The sequence below is a fragment of the Paracoccus sp. S-4012 genome (assembly GCF_009674885.1).
Lineage (GTDB): Bacteria > Pseudomonadota > Alphaproteobacteria > Rhodobacterales > Rhodobacteraceae > Paracoccus.
On record NZ_WKKA01000006.1, the window covers coordinates 151,463 to 176,377 of the forward strand.

Genomic DNA, 24,915 nt, shown 5'->3' on the forward strand with positions numbered 1-24,915 from the left:
CTATACGCGCGGCGGTTCGGACGAAGGGCACAGCAATGGCGAATGTGGTGGTGGTCGGCGCCCAGTGGGGCGACGAGGGCAAGGGCAAGATCGTCGACTGGCTCTCCGAGCGCGCCGATGTCATCGCCCGCTTCCAGGGCGGCCACAACGCCGGGCACACGCTGGTCATCGACGGCGAGGTCTTCAAGCTGTCGCTGCTGCCCTCCGGCATCGTCCGGCCCGGCAAGCTGGCGGTGATCGGCAACGGCGTGGTTCTGGACCCCTGGGCGCTGTTTGCCGAGATCGAGAAGCTGACCGCGCAGGGGGTGCAGATCGACACCTCGAACCTGATGATCGCCGAGAACACGCCGCTGATCCTGCCGTTGCATCAGGACCTCGACCGGCTGCGCGAGGAGGCCGCGGGCGCGGCCAAGATCGGCACCACCGGGCGCGGCATCGGCCCGGCCTATGAGGACAAGGTCGGCCGCCGCGCGATCCGGGTCGCCGACCTCGGGGACGCCGAGACGCTGGATTCGCGCCTCGACCGGCTGCTCGCGCATCACGACCCGCTGCGGCAGGGCCTCGGCGCGCCGGCGATCGACCGCGCGGAACTGCGCGCGAAGCTGATGGAGATCGCGCCGCGGCTGCTGCCCTTCGCGCAGCCCGTCTGGAAGACGCTGGGCGAGGCGCGGCGCGACGGCAAGCGCATCCTGTTCGAGGGGGCTCAGGGCGCGCTGCTCGACATCGATTTCGGCACCTATCCGTTCGTGACCTCCTCGACCACCATGTCGGGGATGGCGGCCTCGGGCACCGGGCTCGGCCCGTCGGCCATCGGTTTCGTCCTCGGCATCGTGAAGGCCTACACCACCCGCGTCGGCTCCGGGCCGTTCCCGACCGAGCTCCACGACGAGACCGGCCAGCGCTTGGGCGAGCGCGGGCGCGAGTTCGGTACCGTCACCGGACGCAAGCGCCGCTGCGGCTGGTTCGATGCGGTGCTGGTGCGCCAGACCTGCGCCATCTCGGGCGTCCACGGCATCGCGCTGACCAAGCTCGACGTGCTCGACGGCTTCGAGACGCTGAAGATCTGCACGGGCTACGAGGTGGACGGGCAGCGCTACGACCACCTGCCGACCGCGGCGGCGCTTCAGGACCGCGCCGTGCCGGTCTATGAGGAGATGGAGGGCTGGTCGGAAAGCACCGAGGGCGCGCGCAGCTGGGCCGACCTGCCCGCCGCCGCGGTGAAATACGTTCGCCGCATCGAGGAGCTGATCCAGTGTCCGGTCGCCTTGCTCTCGACCAGCCCCGAGCGTGACGACACGATCCTCGTGCGCGATCCCTTTGCCGACTGAGGGGGGCAAGGCGTGAAGCTCCAGACCCGCAAGTGGCTGTCGCTGCTGGTCCTGATCGTGGGCCTGCCGCTCTATATCGTCGTGGCGGTGACGCTGGTGAACTGGGCCGACCGGAGCTTCGGCCGGATGCCGGTCCTGGCCGAGTTCGCGGTCTATCTGATCCTCGGCGTCATCTGGGTGCTGCCGTTCCGCCGCGTCTTCACCGGCATCGGCCGCCCCGAGGAATGACGCCGCCGCTGGTCGCCACCGGGGGCGGGGTGACGCTGATCGGCGGCGGCGAGGTCGAGCCTGCCGACATCGACGGGGCGGTGGCGCTCGCGCCCCTGGTGGTGGCTGCCGACAGCGGCGCCGACCGGGCGCTTGCCCACGGGCTCATGCCCGCGGCGGTGATCGGCGATTTCGACTCGATCTCCGACGCCGCGCGCGCCGTCATCCCGGCGGAGCGGCTGCACCCGGTCCCGGAGCAGGACAGCACGGATTTCGAGAAGTGCCTCACCCGCATCTCGGCCCGCTTCGTCCTCGCCCTCGGCTTCACCGGCGCGCGGCTCGACCACACGCTTGCCGCGGTCAGCGTGCTCGCGCGCGTCCCTGCGCCGCCTGTGCTGCTGATCGGGCCGGCAGACGTGGCCTTCCTGGCGCCGCCGCGCCTGCACCTGCCGCTCGACCCCGGCACCCGCGTCTCGCTCTGGCCGCTCGGCCCCGCGCTCGGAACGAGCCTCGGCCTCCGCTGGCCGATTGACGGCATCGACTTCGCCCCCGCGGGCGCCATCGGCACCTCGAACGAGGCCACCGGTCCCGTCACCCTCGCCCTCGACGGCCGGATGCTGGTCCTGCTCCCGCGCCCGTGGCTTTCTGAGGCGCTGCGCGCAATGATCTGATCGCAGCCATTGCCCGAAAGCCCGCCGCCGTGGCATCAGGCGCAATCCTCGGGGGCAGCGGAGGGGTCGCCGATGCGGCTTCCGGTTCAGAAGCAGATCTGGTGGTGGGGGGGCGCAGGGTTGCTGTTGGCCCTCGCCCTCTGGCGGCTGGGCAACGTCATGACGCCGTTCCTGCTGGGTGCGGGCATCGCCTATGTCCTCGACCCGATCGTGGACCGGCTCGAGCGCTCGGGCCTGCGCCGCCCCTGGGCGGTCGCGCTCATCACGCTGGTCGCCGCGCTCGCCTTCGCGGCGGTGCTGCTGCTGATCGTGCCGACACTGATTCGCCAGGTCACGCAGCTGATCGTCGGCCTGCCGGAGTTCCTCGACCGGGCGCAGGGCTTCGTGGCGATCCGCTTCCCGAACCTGCTGCCGGAGGGCGGCACGCTGACCACGGTCCTCGACAACGCCGGCGCCGCTATCGCCGATCACGGCGGCACGCTGGTGGTGGGCGTGCTCACCTCGCTCGGCAACATCCTCGGCGTGATCGCGCTGCTGGTCATCGTGCCGGTGGTGGCGTTCTACCTGCTGCTTGACTGGGATCGCATGGTCACGCGCGTGGATGAGCTGCTGCCGCGCGAGCATCTCGGCTCGATCCGTCGCCTTGCCTCTGACATCGACGACAGCCTTGCCGGGTTCCTGCGCGGGCAGGGCCTCGTCACGCTGATGCTGGGGACCTTCTACGCGGTCGGCCTCTTCGCCATCGGCCTGCCCTTCGGCGTGCTCATTGGCATCAGCGCGGCGATCCTGTCGATCATCCCCTATGTCGGCGTGTTCATCGGCGGCGTGACGGCGATCGGCGTGGCCATCATCCATTTCTGGGGCGAGCCGTGGTGGATCGCCGGGGTCGCCGCGATCTTCGCCGTCGGCCAGTTCGTCGAGGGCAACTACCTTCAGCCAAAGATCATCGGCGGGCATATCGGGCTGCACCCGGTCTGGCTGATGCTCGCGCTCGCGGTCTTCGGCACGCTCTTCGGCTTTGTCGGCCTGATCGTCGCGGTGCCTCTGGCGGCGATGGTGGGCGTTCTCGCCCGCTTCGCCGCCTCGCGCTACAAGGAGAGTGCGCTCTACACGGGCCGCCAGGTGCCGCCGCCGCCGACGCAGCCGACGCTGGTCGAGCTGGTCCCGCGCGGCACCGTGACCGAGACCCGGCGCCGGGCCGAGGCCGCGAAGGCCGTGGCCGTGGCCGAGGTCCGGGTCGAGGAGGCGCGGCGCGAGGCCGCGCGCCTGGCCGAGGAGGCCGCCCGCGAGACCGGCAGCCCTGCCGCCACCGCGACGGTCGCGGTGGTGGCCGACGCGCAGGTCAAGGATGTGGTGCCCGAACTGGTCGCCGTCTCCTCGGTGCCCGGACCCTCGGTGATCGAGGCGGGCGCCGATGCGGTGGAGGAGGGCCGCGTGGCCGCGATCGACGAGGCGGCGCAGGACGCGCGGCGCGCCGTCAAGCGCTTGGCCGAGGCGGCGGCGGATGATCCCGGCACGATCAGCGCGGCGGTGGCGGTGCTCTCGGACCCGGCGATCGCGGATGGCGCCCCCGCGGTGGTCGCCGCCGTGCCGCCGGTGCCGGAGGGCGGGGGCGCAGACGAGGCCGACCGCACCCGTTCGCTGCATGAACTCGCGCGCGATGCGGCGCTCGCCGCGCTCGAGGAGACGCCGCCGGTGGACGGGCCGGTGGGGGCCATGGCCGCCGCCGCGGCGGCGCTGCCCCCCGGCGAGGGCGAGGCGGCCGAGGGCATGGCGCTGCGCTCGCTGACGCCCGACCAGGTGGCGCGCGAACTCGGGCCTGCGGCGGCCGCCGCGGCCGATCCCAAGGTCGCCTCCGAGGCGCTCTTCGGCGCCAGCGAGGGCCTCGATCCCCCGGTGGCCGAGCCCGACGACGCCGCGAAGCCCTCGCGCTGAGGCATGGCGCGGCAACTGGCCCTCGACCTCGCCGGAGCCCCGGCGCATGGGCGCGACGATTTCCTCGTCACGCCGGCGACCGCGCCCGCGCTCGCGCTGCTCGACCGGCCTGAGGCCTGGCCGCAGGGCAGGCTGCTGCTGATCGGCCCCGAGGGCTCGGGCAAGACCCATGCCGCCGCCTTCTGGGCCGCCGAGCAGGGGGCCGCGCGGGTCGGCGCCGCCGCGCTGCGCCCGGAGGCGGCGGATGCGCTGCTGCCCGAAGGCGGCGCGCTCGTGGTCGAGGACGCGCATCGCGTGGCGGGCGCTGCGGGGGCAGAGCGGGGGCTGTTCCACCTCTGGAACCTCGCCCCCACGCGCGGCGCGCTGCTGCTGCTGACAGCGCGCACGGCGCCGCGGGACTGGGGCCTCGCGCTGCCCGACCTGCGCTCGCGCATGGATGCCGTCGCGCAGGCGCGCTTCGGTCCGCCCGACGACGCGCTGCTGGCCGCGGTGCTGGTCAAGCTCTTCGCCGACCGCCAACTCGCCGTGGCCCCGGATGTGATCGCGGCGCTGACCGCGCGCATGGACCGCGACCTCGGCCTCGCCCGGCGGCTGGTCGCGGCGATCGACGAGGGCGCGCTCGAGGCGCGGCGGCCGATCACCCGGCGGCTGGCGCTCGAGACCCTCGCGCGGCTGGAAACCCCGGAACCGGGGTGCTAGTCTTTTGGTACTGGATCGCGGCTCTGCCCGGTTGATCTATCGTTGCACCGGGCGTAGCCGGGATCGACCACCCGAGCCGGACCTGCCGATGACCGAGACCGAGATCCGCGCGCGCGTCGCTGAGGCCATAGCCGCACAGGCTGGCCGCGAGGGGCCGCTGCTTCCCATGCTGCACGCCATTCAGGAGGCCGTGGGCCATGTGCCGGACGAGGCCGTGCCGATGCTCGCCGATGCGATGCAGACGACCACGGCCGAGATCCACGGCGTCATCAGCTTCTACCACGATTTCAAGCGCGCCCCGCAGGGCCGCCACAGGCTGCGCCTTTGCCGGGCCGAGAGCTGTCAGGCCGTGGGCGCAGCGGCGCTGCATGACGAGGTGCGGGAGCGCATCGGCCTCGACTGGGGCGAGACGACGCCGGATGGGCGGCTGACGCTGGAAGCGGTCTATTGCCTCGGCCTCTGCGCCTGCGGCCCGGCGGCGATGCTGGATGACCGGCCGCTGGGCCGGGTTGACGCGGAGGGCCTCGCCGCCGCCGTGGCGGAGGTGCGCTGATGCTGACGGTCTGGGTTCCCGGTGATGCCTTTGCCCGTGCCGTGGGCGCCGATGCTGTGGCCGAGGCGGTGCGGCGCGAGGCGGCGGCACGGGGCGTTGACGTGCGGGTGATTCGCAACGGCAGCCGCGGCATGGTCTGGCTGGAGCCGCTGGTCGAGATCGAGGCGGACGGCCGCCGCACCGGCTTCGGCCCGATCACGCCCGCCGAAGTGCCGGCGCTGCTCGACGCGCCCGTCACGCATCCGAAGGCTATCGGCCCAGTCGAGGAGCACCCGTGGTTCGCCTCCCAAACGCGCCTCACCTTCGCCCGCGTCGGCCTGACCGACCCGCTCGACCTCGCCGCCTACGAGGCTCACGGCGGTCTCAAGGGCTGGCGGAAGGCGCAGAGCATGTCCCCGGCCGAAGTCGTGGCCGAAGTCACCGAAAGCGGCCTGCGCGGCCGCGGCGGCGCGGGTTTCCCGACCGGCATCAAGTGGAACACGGTGCTGAACGCGCCCGGCCCGCAGAAATACATCGTCTGCAACGCCGACGAGGGCGACAGCGGCACCTTCGCCGACCGGATGCTGATGGAGGGCGATCCCTTCTGCCTGATCGAGGGCATGGCCATCGCCGGCCACGCGGTCGGGGCGAGCATGGGCTATTGCTACATCCGCAGCGAATACCCCGACGCGATCCGCGTCATGCGCGCCGCCGTGGACATCGCCCGCGCTGGGGGCCTCCTCGGCGCGCATTTCGACATGGAGATCCGCGTCGGCGCCGGGGCCTATGTCTGCGGCGAGGAGACCTCGCTGCTGAACTCGCTCGAGGGCCGCCGTGGCGTCGTCCGCGCCAAGCCCCCTCTGCCCGCGATCGAGGGGCTGTTCGGCAAGCCCACGGTGGTCAACAACGTCATCTCGCTGGCTTCCGTCCCCATCATCATGGCGAAGGGCGGCGCCTTCTACCGCGACTTCGGCATCGGCCGCTCCCGCGGGACCATGCCGCTGCAGATCGCCGGGAACGTGAAGTACCCCGGCCTCTATGAATGCGCCTTCGGCCTGACGCTCGGCCAGATCGTGGACGAGATCGGCGGCGGCACCGCCTCCGGCCGCCCGGTCAAGGCGGTGCAGGTCGGCGGCCCGCTCGGCGCCTACTTCCCGCGCGAGCTCTTCGACACACCCTTCGGCTACGAGGAGTTCGGCGCCAAGGAGGGGCTGATCGGGCACGCCGGGATCGTCGTCTTCGACGACACCGCCGACATGCTCGGCATGGCGCGCTTCGCGATGGAGTTCTGCGCCGTCGAGAGTTGCGGCAAATGCACCCCCTGCCGCATCGGCGCCACGCGCGGCGTCGAGACCCTCGACCGCATCGCAGCGGGCGACCCCTCGGCGCTGCCGCTGCTCACGGACCTTTGCGAGACGATGCGCCTCGGCTCCCTTTGCGCGCTTGGCGGCTTCACCCCATATCCGGTGATGTCCGCCCTCACCCATTTCCCCGACGAGTTCGGGCTCCGCAGGGAGGCCGCCGAATGAGAGACTTCATCATCCCCGACGACGCCTATGTCCCCGCCAGCACGGCCGACATGGGCACTCCGCCGAGCCGCGCCACGACCACTGTGACGCTGACTGTGGACGGCATGCCCGTCACCGTCCCCTCGGGCACCTCCGTCATGCGGGCCGCCGCCGAGGCTGGCATCGCGATCCCGAAACTCTGCGCCACCGACAGCATGGCCGCCATCGGCTCCTGCCGCCTCTGCCTCGTCGAGGTCGAGGGAATGCGCGGCACGCCCGCCTCCTGCACGACGCCGGTGGCCGAGGGGATGGTGGTCCATACCGAAAGCGAGCTGATCCGCAAGCTGCGCCGCGGGGTGATGGAGCTCTACGTCTCCGACCACCCGCGCGACCTGCTGACGAGCCCGGCGAACGGCTTGGACGAGGTGCAGGACATGGCCGCCGCCGTCGGCCTGCGCGAGGTGCGCTACACCCCCGGCGAGAACCACGTCGCCCCCTGCATGGCCAATGGCGAGGCCAACCCGCGCTTCCGCGAGCCCGACCGCTCGAACCCCTATTTCACCTACGACCCGGCACTCTGCATCGTCTGCATGCGCTGCGTGCGCGCCTGCGACGAGATCCAGGGCACCTTCGCGCTGACGGTGCAGGGCCGCGGCTTCGAGAGCCGGATCGTCGCCGGGCAGGACCAGCCCTTCCTCAACTCCGACTGCGTCAGCTGCGGCGCCTGCGTTCAGGCCTGCCCGACCGGATCGCTGCTGGAGAACAGCGTGGCCGAGATCGGCGTGCCCGAGCGCACGGTCATCACCACCTGCGCCTATTGCGGGGTAGGGTGCAACTTCGAGGCGCAGATGCGCGGCGATCAGGTGGTGCGCATGGTGCCGTGGAAGCACGGCAAGGCCAACCACGGCCACAGCTGCGTCAAGGGCCGCTTCGCCTGGGGCTACGCCAACCACGGCGAGCGCATCCTGAGTCCGATGGTGCGCGAGAAGATCACCGATCCATGGCGCGAGACCACCTGGGAGGAGGCGATCACCTTCGCCGCCGACCGCCTCAAGGCGATCCAGCAGGAGCACGGCATCGACTCGGTCGGCGTCATCACATCCTCGCGCTGCACCAACGAGGAGACCTATCTGGTCCAGAAGCTCGCCCGCGCGGTGCTGCGGACCAACAACACCGACACCTGCGCGCGGGTCTGCCACTCGCCCACCGGCTATGGGCTGAAGACGACCTTCGGCACCTCGGCCGGGACGCATGACTTCGACTCGGTCGATTTCTGCGACGTGGCGCTCGTGATCGGGGCGAACCCGACCGACGCGCATCCGGTCTTCGCCTCGCGGCTGCGCAAGCGCCTGCGCGAGGGCGCGAAGCTGATCGTCGTCGATCCGCGACGTATCGACCTGCTCGAGACCCCGCATCTGGGCGAGGCGCATCACCTGTCGATCAAGCCAGGCACCAACGTCGCGGTGCTGACCGCCATGGCGCATGTGATCGTGACCGAAGGGCTGGTCTCGACGGAGTTCATTCGCGAGCGCTGCGACTGGGACGAATACCTCGACTACGCCGAGTTCCTGTCCGACCCGCGCCACTCACCCGAAGCCACCGAAGCCGCCACCGGGGTGCCGCCGGAGGCGCTGCGCGCCGCCGCGCGCCTCTACGCCACCGGCGGCAACGGCGCGATCTACTACGGCCTCGGCGTGACCGAGCACGCGCAGGGGTCCACCGCCGTCATGGCGATCGCGAACCTCGCCATGCTGACGGGCAACATCGGCAAGCCCGGAACCGGCGTGAACCCGCTGCGCGGCCAGAACAACGTGCAGGGCTCCTGCGACATGGGCTCGTTCCCGCACGAGCTGCCCGGCTATCGCCACATCACCGACCCGGTCGCGCGCGACATCTACGAGCGCGCCTGGGGCGTCCCGGTCCCCGAGGAGCCGGGCCTGCGCATCCCCAACATGTTCGACGCCGCGGTCGCCGGGGCCTTCCGCGGCCTCTACTGCCAGGGCGAGGACATCCTGCAGTCCGACCCCGACAGCAGCCATGTCGCGGCCGCCCTCTCGGCGATGGACTGCGTGATCGTGCAGGACCTGTTCCTGAACGAGACCGCGACCTACGCGCATGTGTTCCTGCCCGGCTCGACCTTCCTCGAAAAGGACGGGACTTTCACCAATGCCGAGCGGCGCATCAACCCGGTCCGCAAGGTGATGGCGCCGAAGAACGGCTATGGCGACTGGGAGATCACGCAGCTGCTGGCGAACGCGCTCGGCGCCGGGTGGTCCTACACCCACCCGTCGCAGATCATGGACGAGATCGCCGCAACCACGCCGAGCTTCGCGGGGGTGTCGTTCGACCTGCTCGACGCCGTGGGCTCGGTCCAGTGGCCCTGCAACGAGGACGCGCCGCTCGGCACGCCGATGATGCACGGCACCGGCTTCGTGCGCGGAAAGGGCAAGTTCGTGCATACCGAATACGTGGCCTCGGACGAGCGCACCGGGCCTCGCTTCCCGCTGCTGCTCACGACCGGCCGCATCCTCAGCCAGTACAACGTCGGCGCCCAGACTCGGCGCACGGCGAACACCGTCTGGCACGATGAGGACCTGCTGGAGATCCATCCCCACGACGCCGAGGAGCGGGGCATCCGCTCGGGCGACTGGGTGCGGCTGGCGAGCCGCGCGGGCGCGACGACGCTGCGCGCGCTCGTGACCGCGCGGGTGGCGCCGGGGGTGGTCTACACGACCTTCCACCACCCGACGACGCAGGCCAACGTGGTGACGACCGACAGCTCCGACTGGGCCACCAACTGCCCGGAATACAAGGTGACGGCGGTGCAGGTGATGCCCTCGAACGGGCCGTCCGAGTGGCAGGAGGACTATGCCGAGCGGGCGGAGGCCTCGCGCCGGGTGCTGCCGCTCGAGGCGGCGGAATGAGCGGCGGCGACGCCAAGCTGGTGCGGATGGCCAACCAGATCGCGACGTTCTTCGAGACGCAGCCGGGCATCGACCCGGCTGCGGCCACCGCCGCGCATCTGAACGACTTCTGGCCGCCGCCCATGCGCGCGCGGCTGTTGGAAATGATCGCCGAAGGCGGCACCGGCCTGCGCCCGGCCGCCGCGGGGGCCGCGCCCCTGATCCGCCGCCCCGGCGAGGCACCGGTCCATGCCGTCCCGGTCGACCCCGGCGTCCCGCCCGTCCGCGCGGGCGAGGAGGCAGCGCCCGCCAACCCGGCTTTCCAGAGCGAAGGCGGCTCGGACGGCTGACCTTCTTCTGTCTAGAAATATCCCGCGGGGGTGCGGGGGCGCGAAGCCCCCGCGTCGGAGCAGCGCCGTCAGCGCCCCGCGGCCGCCTTCAGCGCGTCCGCAAGGTCCGTCCGCTCCCAGCTGAACCCGCCATCCGCCTCCGGCGCGCGGCCGAAATGGCCATAGGCGGCGGTGCGGCGGTAGATGGGGCGGCAGAGGGTCAGGTGGTCGCGGATGCCGGCCGGGGTCAGGTCCATGACCTCGCCGACGATGCGCTCGATCTCGGCCTCGGGGATCGCGCCGGTGCCGAAGGTGTCGGCGTAGATCGACAGCGGCTCGGCCACGCCGATCGCGTAGGAGAGCTGGATCACGCAGCGCCGGGCGAGGCCCGCGGCGACCACGTTCTTGGCCAGGTAGCGCGCGGCATAGGCGGCCGAGCGGTCCACCTTCGTCGGGTCCTTGCCCGAGAACGCGCCGCCGCCATGCGGGGCCGCGCCTCCGTAGGTGTCCACGATGATCTTGCGCCCGGTCAGCCCCGCATCGCCGTCCGGCCCGCCGATCAGGAACTTGCCGGTGGGGTTCACATGCCAGACGGTGTTCCCGGTCAGCCAGCCCTCGGGCAGGACCTCCTTCACATATGGCTCGACGATGGCGCGGATGTCGTCGCTGCTCTGGGCCTCGTCCTTGTGCTGGTGGCTGACGACGATCTGCGTCACCTCGACGGGCTTGCCATCCTCGTAGCGCACCGAGAGCTGCGACTTGGCGTCCGGCCCGAGGGTCGGCTCAGCCCCCGACTTCCGCGCCTCGGCCAGCCGGCGCAGGATCGCATGGGCATACTGGATCGGCGCCGGCATCAGCTCGGGCGTCTCGTCCACGGCATAGCCGAACATGATCCCCTGATCGCCGGCCCCGCCGGTATCCACCCCTTGCGCGATATGCGCTGACTGCTCGTGCAGGAAGTTCAGGACGTGGCAGGTGTTCCAGTGGAACTTCTCCTGCTCGTAGCCGATGTCGCGTATGACGCCGCGGGCGATCTCGCCGATGCGGCCCATGGTGCTGGTCAGGCGCGCCTTCTCGGTGAGGCCCAGCTCGCCCCCGATGACCACCATGCCCGAGGTGGCGAAGGTCTCGCAGGCGACGCGCGCGAGCGGCTCCTCGGTCAGCAGCGCGTCGAGGATGGCGTCGGAAATCTGGTCGCAGAGCTTGTCGGGATGGCCCTCGGAAACGGATTCCGAGGTGAAGACGTAGTTCGAACGGGCCATGAGGTGCTCCATTGGGGTCAAACCGCCACGCCAGGAAGCCGTTGTGACGGTCGGACCCGCTTAAGGGGAGCGCCGGGTGCCGTCAATCGGGCGCCTGCGGTCCGCCGCGACGGTGAGGCCGAGCAGGGCGAGGGCGAGGGCCAGCAGCGGCCCGTCGCCGAAGCGATACCAGAGCGTCGGCGGCAGCGGCGCGGGCAGCACCGCGTCGATCCGCCCCAGTACGCCCAGGCCCAGTTGCGCCGCGATCCGGCCCCTGGGGCCGATGGCCGCGCTGATGCCGGTGTTGGCGACCCGCATCAGCGGCAGGCCGGTCTCGATCGCGCGCAACTGCGCCTGGGCCAGATGCTGCCACGGGCCGGAGACCTGCCCGAACCATGCGTCATTGGTGATCTGCAGGAGCCACTCGGGCCGGGCGGCCGGTGCGCGCAGATGTTGCGGGAAGACGGCCTCGTAGCAGATCAGCGGCTGGAACGGGGGCAGCCGGTCCAGTTGCAGAACCGCGGGGCCGGGGCCGGAGGTGTAGCCAAAGCCGTTCTGCGCCGCGAAGGCGCCGATGCCGAAGCGCGCGACGGCGTCGCCCCAAGGGATGTATTCGCCGAAGGGAACGAGGTGGAACTTGTCGTAGACGGCCGTCGCCGTGCCGTCCGGCGCGACCTCGACGAGGCTGTTGAACCACCGCCCGCCCTGGTGCCGCTGCATGCCCGTCAGCAGCGGCGCCCCGCCCGCCGCCTCCGCCATCTGCGGCAGGACCGGCCCGGCGTCGTTCAGAAGGAAGCTGACCGCCGTCTCGGGCCAGATCACCGCGTCGGGCAGGCTGCCGAAGGCGGTCGGGCCGGCCGAGCCTTGGAGGAGCCGCCGGTAGAACTCGGTCGCCCAGTCCGGGTCCCATTTCAGCGCCTGATCGGCGTTCGGCTGCACGAGGCGCAGGACGAGGCCGGTGGCGGGGGCCTCGGGCGCGGCGAGGCGCATGAGGCCCGCGATCCAGGCGGCGGAGAGCAGCACGGCCGATGCGGCGAGGCCCGGCGCCGCGCCCAGCAGCCCGGTGCGGGCGGGACGCCACAGCACCACCGGCAGCACTGCGAGGGTGAGCGTCAGCGCCGTGAGGCCAAGCTGCCCGCCCCAGGCGGCGAGTTGCGCGACCGGCGTTCCGACCCAGGCCTGCCCCGGCATCGCCCAGGGAAAGCCGGTGAAGATCCAGCCGCGCAGCCATTCCGAGACGAGCAGCAGCACCGCCATCGCCACCGCTCGCGCCCGCCAGCCGCGGACCAGCCGGGCGGCAAGCCCGACCGGCACGGCCCAGAAGAGCCCGCCGCCAAGCGCCATGAAGACGAGCGCGAAGGGGGCCATCCAGCCGTGGATCTCGGGCTCGACGAGGAACGGCTCGACGATCCAGACGAGCGCCACGGCGAAATACCCGGCGCCGATGAACAGCCCCCGCAGCCCCGCCTGCCGCGCCGTGGCTGCGCGCGCGAGGTGCCAGAGTGCGAGGCCGAGCGCGACCGGTGTCGCGGGCCAGAAGTCGAAGGGCGCATGCCCGAGCGCCGCGGCCGCGCCGAGGGCGAGTTCCAGCAGCGTCAGCCGCAGGCGGCTCACCCGCGGCGGCGCGGCAGGATCGCGACGGCGCAGGCGCAAGCGGGTGTCCGTCAGGCTTCGGCCGGTGCCGCCGCGCCGTCGTCGGGCACGGTCTCGGCGGCGCCGTCGGCGGTATCCGCGGCCGGCTTGCGCCGCGGGCTGCGGCGGCGTTTGGGCGTAGCTTCCTCGGCTTCCGGGGCCGGCGCGGCTTCTGCCTCCGCGGTTTCCGCGGCGGGCTGGGCCTTGCTGCGGGTGGTGCGCCTGCGGACCGGCTTGGCGGTCGCTTCGGCCTCGGCGGCCTCGCCGGACGCGGCCTCCGGTTCGGGTTCGGCCTTCTTGCGGGTGCGCCGCCGAGGGGCCGGTTTCGCGGCAGCGGTTTCCTCGACAGCGGGTGTCGCCTCGGCCGGCGGGGGCGTTACGGCAGGCGCAGGCGCTTCGGGCGTCTCGACCGGGGCCGCGACTGTTTCGGCGGCGATCTCGGTGGCCGCGACCGGCTCGACCGCCTCGACCGGCGGCTTTTCGGCCGGGGGCGCCTCGGGCGCGGCCCGCGGTGTCCTCGCGGACCTCGCTGCGCGATCGGGTTGCTGGGCCGGAGCCGGTGCGGCTTCCGGCTCGGGCGCGGTTGCCTCACCGGCGCGGAAGCTGCGGGTCAGGAACTCGGGGACGTGGTCGCCCATGCCGAGCACCGCCGCCCCGCCACCGCCGCCCCGGCGCTCGTCGCGGCCGCCGCGACGGTCGTCGCCGCGCCTGTGGTCGTCGCGCCTGTCATCCCGGCGCTCGTCGCGCCGCTCCTCCCGCCGCGGGGCGGGCGCTGCGGCGCGCGGAGCCTCCACCGGCTCCGCCCGAACCGGCACGGGCGCAGCCTCGGCCTGCCGCACCGCTTCCTTCCGCGGCGCCTCCTCGCGCTCGACGCGCGCGCGGCCACGGCCGCCGCGGCTGCGCGAGCGGCTGGATGCGCGGCCTTCCTCGCCGCGCGCCGCCGCGGGACGCTCCGCCGCCTCGCCGGGCTTGAAACCCTCGGGAACCGCCGCGCGGGGCAGGGTCTGCTTGATGAGATTTTCGATCCCCGAGAGGTATTTCTCGTCCGCCGGCACGGCGAGCGAGATCGCCTTCCCCTCGCGGCCCGCGCGTCCGGTGCGGCCGATGCGGTGGACGTAGTCCTCGGCGTGGCTCGGCAGGTCGAAGTTGATGACGTGGCTCACCGCCGGGATGTCGAGGCCGCGCGCCGCCACGTCGGAGGCCACGAGGAACCGCAGGGTCCCCTCGCGGAAGCCTTCCAGCGTCGCCGTCCGCACCCGCTGGTCGAGGTCGCCGTGAATCGGCGCGGCGTCGTAGCCATGCGCCTTCAGCGACTTGGCCACGATGTCCACGTCGGTCTTGCGGTTGCAGAAGATGATCGCGTTCTTCAGCGCCTCGCCCTCGGCGTCGATCACGGCGCGCAATAGCTCGCGCTTCTGCTTGGCGGTCTGGTCCTTGCGCGTCGGCGTGATCTCGATCAGCCGCTGCCCGATCGTCTCGGAGGCGGTCGCCTGCCGGGCCACCTCGACGCGGGCGGGGGCGTGCAGGAAGGTGTCGGTGATGCGCTCGATCTCGGGCGCCATCGTCGCGCTGAAGAACAGCGTCTGTCGGGTGAAGGGCGTCAGCTGGAAGATGCGCTCGATATCCGGGATGAAGCCCATGTCGAGCATCCGGTCGGCCTCGTCCACGACCATGATCTGCACGCCCTGCAGCAGCAGGTTGCCGCGCTCGAAATGGTCCAGCAGCCGGCCGGGCGTCGCGATCAGCACGTCCACGCCGCGGTCGATCAGCCGCTCCTGGTCCTTCATCGACACGCCGCCGATCAGCAGCGCCTTGGTCAGCCGCGTGTGCTTGGCATAGGTGTCGAAGTTTTCGGCCACCTGCGCCGCAAGCTCGCGCGTCGGGCAGAGGACGAGGCTGCGCGGCATCCGCGCCCGCGCCCGGCCGCGGCCGAGGAGGGTAATCATGGGCAGGACAAAGCCCGCGGTCTTGCCGGTGCCGGTCTGCGCGATGCCGAGGACGTCGCGACCCTCGAGCGCCGGGGGAATGGCGCCGAGCTGGATCGGCGTGGGCGTGGTGTAGCCCGCCTCCAGCACGGCCTGGAGGACCTTGGGGTCGAGCTTGAGGTCGGAAAACTGCGTCGGGGTATCGTTCATTCGGGGGCTTTCTTGACGGGTTCGCGTGCCGCAGCGGCAGCCCGTCAATCGGGTCTGTCCGCATGTCGGGACGCTTCCATCCGCACGCCCCTCGGTTGCCCGCCGAATGCGGGCCGGGCGCATATAGATCGTGTGAGGCACAAAGTCAATCTGCACGCGATTTTCGTGCGAGTTGACGCCCCGCGGGCGCTCTGGCAAGCCGGGCGGGTTCCCGTGAGAGCCGGTCCCATGCACCTTTTCGCCGATATCCGCGCCCGTGTCCTCGAGGCGCTCGACGCCATGATCGCAGCGGGCGACCTGCCGCCCGGCCTCGACTTTGCCGCCGTCGCGGTCGAGCCGCCGCGCGATCCGGCGCATGGCGACATGGCGACCAATGCCGCGATGGTGCTGGCGAAGCCCGCGCGCAGGAAGCCGCGCGAGATCGCCGAAGCCCTGGCGGCGGAGCTTCGGGCTGACCCGCGCATTAGCTCGGCCGAGGTGGCGGGGCCGGGCTTCCTGAACCTGCGCCTCGATCCCGGCCAATGGCGCGAGGTCGTGCGGGGGGCGCTATCAGCGGGGGCCGACTTCGGCCGTTCGACCCTCGGCGCGGGCGAGAAGGTCAACGTCGAGTTCGTCTCGGCCAACCCCACCGGGCCGATGCATGTCGGACACGCCCGCGGCGCGGTCTTCGGCGATGCGCTCGCGAGCCTGCTGGCTTTCGCCGGGCACGAGGTCACGCGCGAATACTACATCAACGACGGCGGCGCGCAGGTCGATGTCCTCGCTCGCTCGGCCTATGAGCGGTACCGCGAGGCGCTCGGCCATGCGCCCGAGATCGCCGAAGGGCTCTATCCCGGCGACTACCTGATCGAGGTCGGTGAGGCGCTGAAAGCGAAGCACGGCGAGGCGCTGCTGGACCAGCCCGAGGAGGTCTGGCTCACGGATGTCCGCGACTTCGCCATCGAGGCCATGCTCGGCATGATCCGCGAGGACCTGGCGCTGCTGGGCGTCGAGATGGACCACTACGCCTCCGAACGCGCTCTCTATGGCACCGGCCGAATCGAGGCCGCGATCGCGCGGCTGCGCGAACAGGGGCTGATCTACGAGGGCGTCCTGGAGCCGCCGAAGGGCAAGACGCTGGAGGACTGGGAGCCGAGGGAGCAGACGCTCTTCCGCTCGACCGCGCATGGCGATGACGTGGACCGGCCGGTGAAGAAGTCGGACGGTTCCTGGACCTATTTCGCGCCCGACATCGCCTATCACTGGGACAAGATCGAGCGCGGCTTCGACAGCCTGATCGACATCTTCGGCGCCGACCACGGCGGCTACGTCAAGCGGATGCAGGCGGCGGTGGCGGCGCTCTCGGGCGGGCAGGTGCCGCTGGACGTGAAGCTGATCCAGCTCGTGAAGCTCTTCAAGGACGGCGAGCCCTTCAAGATGAGCAAGCGCGCGGGCACCTTCGTGACGCTGCGCGAGGTGGTCGAGCAGGCGGGGGCGGACGTGACGCGCTTCCACATGCTGACGCGCAAGAACGATGCCACGCTCGATTTCGACTTCGCCAAGGTGCTGGAGCAGACCAAGGAGAACCCGGTCTGGTATGTCCAGTATGCCAACGCGCGGATCAACTCGGTGCTGGGCCGGGCGGCGGAGCAGGGGATAGACGTCTCGGACGCCGCGCTCGCCCGCGCCGACCTGACGAGCCTCGAGCATCCGGCGGAACTGGAGCTGATGGGCAAGCTCGCCGAATGGCCGCGCACGGTCGAGATCGCGGCCCGCGCGCATGAGCCGCATCGCGTGGCCTTCTACCTTTATGACCTCGCCTCGGCGCTGCACGCGCTCTGGAACCGCGGCCATGACGACGCCACGCTGCGCTTCGTGCAGGATGGCGACAATGCCACAACGGCGGCCAAAATCGCCCTCGCGCGGGCCGTCGGCGTTGCGATCGCGGCGGGCCTGGGTATCCTCGGCGTGACTCCGGCACGAGAAATGCGCTGAACCAACAGCCGTCCGTCCGGGGTGCGAGCAGTCACGAAAAACCGGGTCAACCGGCAGGAAGCAGGCAGGCAGCGATGACAGTGATCGATTTCCGTTCCGGCGGCTATGACGACGGCTATGGCGAGCAGGGTTATGCGCAGGGCCATGCCGCCTGGGAGGCGCAGGACGACGCCCGCTATCCGCAGGACCGCGACGATCTGCACCGCTACGCCACCGACCCCGCGCCGGCCGGCCTCAGTTTCGCGGGCCGTGTTGCGCGGCTGCTGAATTATCTGGGCGCGCTGGTTTCCGTCGCGCTGATGGTGGGCCTCGCCGTCTGGGGCTACCGGCTCGTGACCCGCGACGTCTCGGGCGTGCCGGTAATCGTCGCGCTCGAGGGCGAGGCGCGGGTCGCGCCGGAAAATCCCGGCGGCGACATGGGCGACGGCAAGGGCCTCGCCGTCAACGCCGTGGCTGCCGGGACCGGCCCGGCCGAGGTCGGGCAGGTGGCGATCGCGCCGCCCTCGGCCAGCCTGACCGACGAGGACGTGGCGATGGGCGAGCTTGGCGCGACCGAGCGCGCGCCCGGCGTGCTGTCCGAACTCGCGCCCGAGGCGCCCTTCACCCCGGTCGTGGCGCTCGCCGATGCCGAGGCCGCGCGGCTGGCAGCGGAAGCTGAAGCGGAGGCGGTTGCCCTCACCGAAACCGCGCCGATCGACGCCGACGAGACCGGGGCGCTCGCCCTTCTCGGGCCGGATGGCGAGCCGCTGACCGAGACCCCGACCCAGGCCGAGGCGATCGAGCTGGCGGTGGCCGAGGCCGCGACGCCGGTGGTCGCCGCCTCGCCGCGCCCGGTGCCGCGCCCGATGCGCATGACCCGCGTGGCCTCGGCCGATCCCGCCGTGGCGCTCGCCGCTTCCACGCCGCCGCCGCCGCCGGCCGCCGCCGCCGAGCCCGCGCCCGCCGCTGCCCCCGCCGCCGCGCCGGTGATCCGCCAGTCGGATCTCCCCTCCGGCGCCATGGTGGTCCAGATCGGCGCCTTCGACAGCGACGCCATCGCGCGCAGCGAATGGGATCGCGTTGCCGGACGCAACGGCGGGCTCTTCTCCGGCAAGAGCCAGCTGGTCCAGCAGACCGAGAAGGGCGGCCGCACCTTCTGGCGCCTGCGCGTGGCCGGGTTCGACACCCCTGCGGATGCGCGCGGCTTCTGCGAGAGCCTGAAGGCCGCCGGCACCGACTGCATCCCGACGCAGGCCAACTGACCCCATGCCCGCCGGGGCCACGATCCTCGGCGGCATCGCCGGGCCCGTCCTCACGCCGGACGAGCGCGCCTTCTTCCGCGAGGCCGACCCCTGGGGCTTCATCCTCTTCGGCCGCAACGTCGCCGATCCCGATCAGCTGCGCCGCCTGACCGCGGGCCTGCGCGAGGCGGTCGGCCGCGACGCCGTGGTGATGGTGGACCAGGAGGGCGGCCGGGTGCAGCGCCTGCGCGGCCCGCACTGGACCGACTGGACGCCGCCGCTGACCGCTGCCGCTGCGGGACCGCGCGCCACCTTCCTGCGCTACCGACTGATCGGCGCGGAACTGGCGGCGGTCGGCATCGACGGCAACTGCGCGCCGACGCTGGACCTGCGGGGCGAGACGACGCACCCCTTCCTGCGCGACCGCTGCTTCGGGTCTGACGTTGCGTCCGTCGCCGCCCACGGCCGCGCTTGCGCCGAGGGGCTGCTGGCCTCGGGCGTGCTGCCGGTGATGAAGCACATGCCGGGGCATGGGCGGGCGAACGCCGACACGCACCTGAACCTGCCGGTGGTGGAGGCCGCGCTTCAGGAGTTGGAGGCCACCGATTTCGCCCCGTTTCGCGCCCTCGCCAACCTGCCGATCGGCATGACCGCGCATATCGTCTTCACCGCCCTCGACCCCGTCCGCCCCGCGACCCAGTCGCCCGCCGCGATCCGCGCCATCCGCGAGCGGATCGGCTTCGACGGGCTGCTGACGACCGACGACATCACCATGGAGGCGCTGCCCGGCACCCATGCCGAGCGTGCCGCCGCGGCCATCGCGGCGGGCTGCGACGTGGTGATGCACTGCAACGGCGACATCGCGGCGATGGCGCCGGTGGCCGAGGCCGCGGGCCGCCTGACCGCGGCGGCCGAGGCCCGCGCCGTCCGCGCCCTCGCCGCGCGGCACGCGCCCGAGGCGGCCGATCTCGCCGCGCTCCGGGCTGAATACGCGAGCCTCACCGCCTGAACCCGCCTTGCCGCACCGGCCCCGCTGTGGTCCATTCCGCGCGGCCGCGAGGGGCCGGAGGGGTCGGCATGACATCGAAACGCATCCGGGCGATGATCGCCGCCGTCGGCAGCCCGCGCGAACTGAACTACACCACTCATGTCTCGCCCGAACTCGGCTTCATCTACTTCGCGACCCCCATCGTCGCCTGCTCGACCATCAAGGCCACGCTGAACCTCGCCGTGGCACGGCGCCTCGGCTTGGCCGTCCCCGGGGCGGACTTCCGCACCATCCACAACCGCGACGCTAACCCCCTTAAGCGCCCGCGGGATATCGGCATGGACCGCTTCGAGGCGATGCTGGCCGACCCCGCGGTGGTGAAGTTCGCGTTGGTCCGCGATCCGGCCGACCGGCTGGTCTCGGCCTTCGCCAAGAAGCTGCGCGGGCAGGGGCCCTTCGTGCGAAAGCTCCTCGCCCATCTCGGCCTGCCGCCCCAGGGGCCATCGCCCTTCGCCACGCCCGACGACTTCGCCGCCGCCCTCGCCGCCGATCCGGCCCTGCTGATGCTGGACGAGCACTGGCGGCCACAGCGGCGGCAGGTGTTCTTCGACCACATTCCCGACCTTCGCGTGGTGCTGCTGGATGACCTCGAGGCGGAGTTGCCGAACCTGCTCGATCCGATCTTCGGCGGGGGGCGGTGGCACCTGGTGGACAGCGTCGCGCTGAAGCCGGGCAACAGCGCCGCGAACCGCCGTCCGGCGACGTTGACCGAGGCCGGGCGGGAGGCCGTAGCGCAGGCCTATACCGAGGATGTGGCGATGCTGTCCGAGGTCCGCGACCGTCAGACCGCACCCGCGCCCGTTCCGGCGGCGAAGCCTCGCGCGGCGGACGGCACCCGCCCGCAGCTGATCCTCCATATCGGCATGGGCAAGACCGGCACGAGCGCCGTTCAGGCCGCGCTTGCGGAGGGCGGCGCCGCACTTGCCGCGCAGGGTGCGGCCTATCTCGGCATGTGGTTCGCGCTGCCGGGCGAGGACCGCGCCGGATGGGAGGACAATGCCGCCTTTCTGCGCCAGCCTCTCGAGGCGCTCGCCCGGTTCGGGGCCGCCTGGCGCGATGCGCTGCTGGCTCGGGTTCGTTCCGAAGGACTGCAGAGCCTCGTTCTCTCCAACGAAAGCCTCGTGGGAGCCCCCGCGGCGCTGCAGGCGCTGCTCGGCCCAGTCCGCGAGGCGTTCGATGTCCGCGCCATCTGCTACGCCCGCGATCCCTTCGCCTGGCTGCCCTCGGCCTATGCCCAATGGGGGCTGCGCGACCGCCACAAGGGCGGCGAGCCGGACGACTACGCCACCGGCGCGCGACGCGTGGTGCGGCACTATCGCGGGGTGGTGGAGTGGGCCGAGCGGATGCCGGAACTGCTGGAACTGCGCCCCTACGACGGCGTGACCGACATCGTCGCCGACTTCGCCGCCGCCGCCGGGCTGGAGCTCCCGCCGCTGACGGACCGCGTCTGGCCCTCGCCCGAGCCGGCCGAGCTGATCGCCCGCGCCCGCTACTCGGCCGGCTTCCCCGAGCGGATCGAGGCCGACCGCTTCGACCGCCGGGTGCTGGCGGAAGGCCGCGCAGTGCCGAGCATCGAGGCCCTCGCCGCGCGCCATCTCGACACCTCCGCCACCGCGGCAATCGTGGCCGAGAACGCCGCGATCTTCGACCGCATCGCGCGCGACTGCGGGCTCGAGCTGCGCGGCGCCGCGGGGCCGCGTTCGGGTGCGCCCGACAGGGCCGCCCTGCGCGACCGGCTGCTCGACTACCTGCTGGAACTGACGCTCGATCAGGCGCGGCGGATCGAGGCGCTCGAGGCGCGGCTCGCTGGCGGTTGACAGCCGCCCCGCTGCGTCCTCAGGCTTCCGCCATGACCCTGCCCCACCTGACCCTCGTGGAAGACACTCCCTCGCCAGCCCCGGCGGAGGAGGCGCTGATCCTCGATCTGGACGGGTTCGAGGGGCCGCTGGACCTGCTGCTGACGCTCGCGCGGACGCAGAAGGTGGACCTGATGCAGATCTCGGTCCTGTCGCTGGCCGAGCAATACCTGAGCTTCATCGAGGAGGCCGGCGCGCTTCGCATCGAACTCGCCGCCGACTGGCTGGTCATGGCAGCGTGGCTGGCGTTTCTCAAGTCGCGGCTGCTGCTGCCGCCCGACCCCGAGGCCGAGGGGCCGTCCCCCGACGAGCTGGCCGCCGACCTCGCCTTCCGGCTGGAGCGGCTCGATGCCATGCGCCGCGCCGCGGCCTCGCTGATGGGGCGCGACCGGCTGGGGCAGGACCGCTTCGCCCGCGGCGCGCCGGAGGCGGTGACGGTGGCGCAAGAGGTCCGCTGGACCGCCGGGCTGATGGACTTGATGGCCGCTCATGCCCGGCTGCAGACCCGCGACGAGTTCCGCCCCTTCGCCTTCGACCGCACCGGCATCCTCAGCATGGAGCAGGCGCTCGACCGCCTGCGGCGGCTGGTGGGGTTCGTGCCGGACTGGACCGACCTCTCGCGCTTCCTGCCGGAGGGCTGGGAGGCCGCCCCGGCCCGCCGCCGCTCGGCCACCGCCGCGACCTTCGCGGCGACGCTGGAACTGGCGAAGCAGGGGGTGGTGGAGATCCGGCAGGAGACTAGTTTCGCCCCCATCTCGATCCGGGGCCGCAAGGCGTGAGTGGTGAACCCTTCGCGCCGCCGCCACTGGAGGAGCAGGAGCGGATGGTGGAGGCGATGCTGTTTGCCTCGGCCGAGCCGCTGTCGGTCGCCGCGCTTGCCGCGCGCATGCCGCGGGGCTGCGATGCGGCCGAGGCGGTGGCGCGGCTCAGGCGGCGCTACGAGGGCAGGGGAGTGGAACTGGCCCGCGTCGGCGACGGCTTTGCCTTCCGCACCGCCGCCGACCTCGGCTACCTCATGCAGGACCAGCGCATCGAGACCCGCCGCCTCAGCCGCGCGGCGATCGAGACGCTGGCGATCGTGGCCTATCACCAGCCGGTGACGCGGACCGAGATCGAGGAAATCCGCGGCGTGGCGGTCGGCAAGGGGACGCTGGACCAGCTGATCGAGATCGGCTGGGTGCGCCTCGGCCGGCGGCGGATGACGCCCGGGCGGCCGGTGACCTTCGTGGTGACGGAGGGGTTCCTCGACCACTTCGGGCTGGAGAGCACGCGAGACCTGCCGGGCCTGGCGGAACTGCGGGCCGCGGGGCTGCTCGATCCGCGCAGCGGTCCGGCGGCGGGCCTTGCGGCGGTCCCGGACGCGCCCGATATCGAGGACAATGACGGGCCGGCAGGGGATCTGTTCGGCGCCGATTGACGGAAAACACGGGGGAGTAACGCATGAACATCATGAACATGCTCACGCGGCTGCTGATGCGGCAGGCGATGAACTGGGCGACGCGGAAGGGCAGCTCGGCCAGGGCGCGCCGCGGCGGCGTGGTCGCGGGCGGGGCGGCGAAGCCGAAATCCGCAGCCGAGCGCAAGGTTCAGACGGACAACCGCAAGAACGTCAAGCGCGCGCGGATGGCCGCCCGCATGGCGCGGCGGATGATGCGGTAGCCTGCTCATCGAAACTTCTGCGAAGTTTCGGATCGATCCTTCGCAGAAGAATCGGGTTCAGGCGCGGAACTGCTTGGCGAGCTTCAGGCCCTGCCCCTGGTAGTTGGACGCGATTCCGGCGCCGTAGAGGCGGCGCGGGGGTGAGGCCATGCGCTCATAGACCAGCCGGCCGACCGACTGTCCGTGTTCGAGCGCGAAGGGCGCCTCGTGGCAGCGGACCTCCAGCACGCCGCGCGCGCCGCGGCCCTCGGCGCCGATGCCGAAGCCGGGGTCGAAGAAGCCCGCGTAATGCACCCGGAACTCACCCACCATCGCCAGGTAGGGCGACATCTCGGCCGCGTGGGTGGCGGGGATCGCCACCGCCTCGCGGCTGACGAGGATGTAGAAGGCGCCGGGGTCGAGGATCAGCCGGCCCGCCTCGGCCTCGAGCGGGTCCCAGAAGTCGCGCGCCGGATAGGCGCCGATGCGGTCGAGGTCCACGACGCCCGCATGGGGCCGCGCGCGCCAGCCGACGAGGCCCGCGCCGCTGAGGTCAACCGAGAAGCCGAGGCCGCCGTCGATCAGCGCCTCGCCATCCACGAGGCCCTCGCGCGCGTGCAGGGCGGCAAGCTCGGCATCGTCCAGCGGTGCACCCGCCCCCTTCAGCCTCAGCTGGTTCAGCCGCATGCCCGGCCGCACGAGGACCGAGAAGCTGCGCGGGCAGATCTCGGCAAAGAGGGGGCCGTCGTAGCCCTCGGGCAGGCGGTCGAACTCGGTCCCGTCATCGGTCACGAGTCGGGTCAGGAGGTCGAGGCGGCCGGTGGAGCTTTTCGCATTGGCGACGCCCTCGAGGCCGGCGGGCAGGCGCACCCGTTCCATCAGCGGGACGAGATAGACGCAGCCCTTCTCCAGCACCGCGCCCTGCGTAAGGTCCATGCGGTGCATCTGGAAATCGGCGAGGCGGTCCTCGACCCGGTGGCCGCGCCCGGCGAGGAACGAAGCCCGCAGCCGCGCGGCCCAGGGGCCGAGGCGGAGGTCTAGGCTCGCGGGCTGGATCTGGTCAGGGGCGATCGGCGCGGCCGCCGTCAGCGCCCCCGACGCCACGAGCCTTTCGAGCGCATGGTCGGGCAGCACGCCGGTCGGTTCGTCCTGCGCCATCGCCGCCTCCTCAATGACGAACGCCCGCCCCCGGGAAGGAGCGGGCGTTTCGATGATGGTCGGGCCGGCGAGATTCGAACTCGCGACCTTCCGCCCCCCAGACGGACGCGCTAACCAGACTGCGCCACGGCCCGACGCCGGCCATATAGAGGGGTCCGGCGGCCCAGCACAAGGGCGGTTCTGCGCGAAATCGGGGCGTCAGACGCGGGGTTCCAGCAGCCGCCGCAACTCGCCCGTGAGACGGTGAAGCGCAGCCGGCGGGAGCGCGCGCCCGCTGCCGTCGCGGAGGCTGCCGGAGAGGAGGGCGAGGCGGGTCAGCCATTCGCCGGAGGTGGGGGCAGCAGAGATGTCGCCCTCTGCGATCCCGATGACCTCATCGACGGCGGTGAGCGTCAGGGTGGTTTCCGGCGCGGGCGCTTGCGCGAGCATCTCCGCGTCAGCGACGGCTGTTTCCGCCTGCATCGGTTCGGCAGCCGCGTCAGGGCCGTCGAACAGCGGCAACTCGCGCCCGTCCGTTCCGGTCGCCGCTGCCTCTCGCCCCCGCCGCGCGGGCGTCGTCCTCGGGGCAGCCTCCTGCGCCGGTGCTGTCTCCGGGTCCGGCGCCTCGCCGCCGAAATGCGCCGGCAGCCGCTTCAGCCCGCGCGCGCGCACCGTCGCGCCCTTGTCCTGCGCGATCAGCTTGGCCGCGCCGCGCGTGGTCAGCCCCTCCTCGCGCATCACCTCGGCCAGACCCGCCGCCAGGCGCACGTCTTCCAGCCGGTAATACCGCCGGCCGTCCGCGCGCTTCACCGGCGCGAGTTGCGGGAACTGCGTCTCCCAGTAGCGCAGCACATGGGGGGCCACGCCGATCAGCTTGGCGACCTCGCCGATGGAGCGGTAGGCGTCGGCCGATTTCTTCATC

20 protein-coding genes, 1 tRNA gene, 1 pseudogene and 1 riboswitch are annotated in these 24,915 nt (G+C 72.1%); of the genes and pseudogenes, 16 read left to right on the forward strand and 6 right to left on the reverse strand.

Going from position 1 to position 24,915, the window contains the following annotated elements; all coding sequences use genetic code 11:
* The first annotated feature begins 35 nt into the window (after nt 1-35).
* The 9 genes from GI374_RS10115 to GI374_RS19810 all read left to right on the forward strand — a co-directional run bounded on the left by GI374_RS10115 (nt 36) and on the right by GI374_RS19810 (nt 10,133).
* Entirely contained in the window at nt 36-1,328 is a 1,293-nt protein-coding gene (locus GI374_RS10115; protein WP_154336950.1) for an adenylosuccinate synthase, read from the forward strand.
* A gap of 12 nt (nt 1,329-1,340) precedes the next feature.
* Nucleotides 1,341-1,556, forward strand: a complete 216-nt coding sequence (locus GI374_RS10120; protein WP_370515266.1) for a DUF2842 domain-containing protein — start codon at nt 1,341-1,343, stop codon at nt 1,554-1,556.
* Nucleotides 1,553-2,206 carry a thiamine diphosphokinase gene (locus GI374_RS10125; protein ID WP_154336951.1) on the forward strand — a complete coding sequence of 218 codons (654 nt, stop codon included), beginning with the start codon at nt 1,553-1,555 and terminating at the stop codon, nt 2,204-2,206. Before GI374_RS10120 ends, GI374_RS10125 begins: the two co-directional genes overlap by 4 nt.
* 72 nt (nt 2,207-2,278) lie before the next feature.
* Entirely contained in the window at nt 2,279-4,141 is a 1,863-nt protein-coding gene (locus GI374_RS19210; protein ID WP_229583062.1) for an AI-2E family transporter, read from the forward strand.
* A 3-nt stretch (nt 4,142-4,144) separates the two neighbouring features.
* Entirely contained in the window at nt 4,145-4,840 is a 696-nt protein-coding gene (locus tag GI374_RS10135) for a chromosomal replication initiator DnaA (RefSeq protein WP_154336952.1), read from the forward strand.
* Nucleotides 4,841-4,922: 82 nt separating this feature from the next.
* Complete coding sequence (locus GI374_RS10140) at nt 4,923-5,393, forward strand: formate dehydrogenase subunit gamma (protein WP_370515275.1); 471 nt, start codon at nt 4,923-4,925, stop codon at nt 5,391-5,393.
* 2 nt (nt 5,394-5,395) lie between these two features.
* The gene (locus tag GI374_RS10145; protein WP_154337051.1) at nt 5,396-6,901 is read left to right on the forward strand and encodes an NADH-quinone oxidoreductase subunit NuoF; all 1,506 of its coding nucleotides are present in this window, start codon (nt 5,396-5,398) and stop codon (nt 6,899-6,901) included.
* Nucleotides 6,898-9,804 carry a formate dehydrogenase subunit alpha gene (fdhF, locus tag GI374_RS10150; RefSeq protein WP_154336954.1) on the forward strand — a complete coding sequence of 969 codons (2,907 nt, stop codon included), beginning with the start codon at nt 6,898-6,900 and terminating at the stop codon, nt 9,802-9,804. Before GI374_RS10145 ends, fdhF begins: the two co-directional genes overlap by 4 nt.
* Nucleotides 9,801-10,133 (forward strand): formate dehydrogenase subunit delta, encoded by a 333-nt coding sequence (locus GI374_RS19810; protein WP_154336955.1) that lies wholly within the window; start codon nt 9,801-9,803, stop codon nt 10,131-10,133. Before fdhF ends, GI374_RS19810 begins: the two co-directional genes overlap by 4 nt.
* 68 nt (nt 10,134-10,201) lie before the next feature.
* On the opposite strand, the gene metK is transcribed toward GI374_RS19810, so the two are convergent.
* The 3 genes and pseudogenes from metK to GI374_RS10170 form a co-directional block, all read right to left on the reverse strand.
* The gene (gene metK / locus GI374_RS10160; RefSeq protein ID WP_154336956.1) at nt 10,202-11,374 is read right to left on the reverse strand and encodes a methionine adenosyltransferase; all 1,173 of its coding nucleotides are present in this window, start codon (nt 11,372-11,374) and stop codon (nt 10,202-10,204) included.
* 4 nt (nt 11,375-11,378) lie between these two features.
* Nucleotides 11,379-11,427, reverse strand: a riboswitch (SAM-SAH riboswitch).
* A gap of 7 nt (nt 11,428-11,434) precedes the next feature.
* Nucleotides 11,435-13,000, reverse strand: coding sequence for an apolipoprotein N-acyltransferase (gene lnt / locus GI374_RS10165; RefSeq protein WP_154337052.1), 1,566 nt, complete (start codon nt 12,998-13,000; stop codon nt 11,435-11,437).
* Nucleotides 13,001-13,545: 545 nt separating this feature from the next.
* Nucleotides 13,546-15,120: pseudogene (locus tag GI374_RS10170) on the reverse strand (DEAD/DEAH box helicase); the annotation flags it as partial.
* Nucleotides 15,121-15,348: 228 nt separating this feature from the next.
* Here GI374_RS10170 and argS point away from each other — a divergent pair.
* The 7 genes from argS to GI374_RS10205 all read left to right on the forward strand — a co-directional run bounded on the left by argS (nt 15,349) and on the right by GI374_RS10205 (nt 22,877).
* Complete coding sequence (gene argS, locus GI374_RS10175; protein WP_154336958.1) at nt 15,349-17,094, forward strand: arginine--tRNA ligase; 1,746 nt, start codon at nt 15,349-15,351, stop codon at nt 17,092-17,094.
* Nucleotides 17,095-17,168: 74 nt separating this feature from the next.
* Nucleotides 17,169-18,335, forward strand: a complete 1,167-nt coding sequence (locus GI374_RS10180; RefSeq protein ID WP_154336959.1) for an SPOR domain-containing protein — start codon at nt 17,169-17,171, stop codon at nt 18,333-18,335.
* Nucleotides 18,336-18,339: 4 nt separating this feature from the next.
* A complete protein-coding gene (locus GI374_RS10185) occupies nt 18,340-19,323 on the forward strand; it encodes a glycoside hydrolase family 3 N-terminal domain-containing protein (protein WP_154336960.1) in 984 nt (327 codons plus the stop codon).
* Nucleotides 19,324-19,391: 68 nt separating this feature from the next.
* Nucleotides 19,392-21,179: a sulfotransferase family 2 domain-containing protein gene (locus GI374_RS10190; protein ID WP_154336961.1), complete on the forward strand. Its 1,788-nt coding sequence runs from the start codon at nt 19,392-19,394 to the stop codon at nt 21,177-21,179.
* Between the two features lie 32 nt (nt 21,180-21,211).
* Nucleotides 21,212-21,997 carry a ScpA family protein gene (locus GI374_RS10195; RefSeq protein ID WP_154336962.1) on the forward strand — a complete coding sequence of 262 codons (786 nt, stop codon included), beginning with the start codon at nt 21,212-21,214 and terminating at the stop codon, nt 21,995-21,997.
* A 44-nt stretch (nt 21,998-22,041) separates the two neighbouring features.
* Entirely contained in the window at nt 22,042-22,635 is a 594-nt protein-coding gene (scpB, locus tag GI374_RS10200) for an SMC-Scp complex subunit ScpB (protein ID WP_154337053.1), read from the forward strand.
* Between the two features lie 23 nt (nt 22,636-22,658).
* On the forward strand, nt 22,659-22,877 hold the full coding sequence (locus tag GI374_RS10205; RefSeq protein WP_154336963.1) for a hypothetical protein: 219 nt from the start codon (nt 22,659-22,661) through the stop codon (nt 22,875-22,877).
* A 57-nt stretch (nt 22,878-22,934) separates the two neighbouring features.
* On the opposite strand, the gene GI374_RS10210 is transcribed toward GI374_RS10205, so the two are convergent.
* The 3 genes from GI374_RS10210 to GI374_RS10220 all read right to left on the reverse strand — a co-directional run bounded on the left by GI374_RS10210 (nt 22,935) and on the right by GI374_RS10220 (nt 24,914).
* A complete protein-coding gene (locus GI374_RS10210; protein ID WP_154336964.1) occupies nt 22,935-24,014 on the reverse strand; it encodes a 2'-deoxycytidine 5'-triphosphate deaminase in 1,080 nt (359 codons plus the stop codon).
* A gap of 56 nt (nt 24,015-24,070) precedes the next feature.
* Nucleotides 24,071-24,148, reverse strand: a tRNA-Pro gene (locus GI374_RS10215).
* A gap of 64 nt (nt 24,149-24,212) precedes the next feature.
* Nucleotides 24,213-24,914 carry a MerR family transcriptional regulator gene (locus GI374_RS10220; RefSeq protein ID WP_154336965.1) on the reverse strand — a complete coding sequence of 234 codons (702 nt, stop codon included), beginning with the start codon at nt 24,912-24,914 and terminating at the stop codon, nt 24,213-24,215.
* Between the last annotated feature and the right edge of the window lies 1 nt (nt 24,915).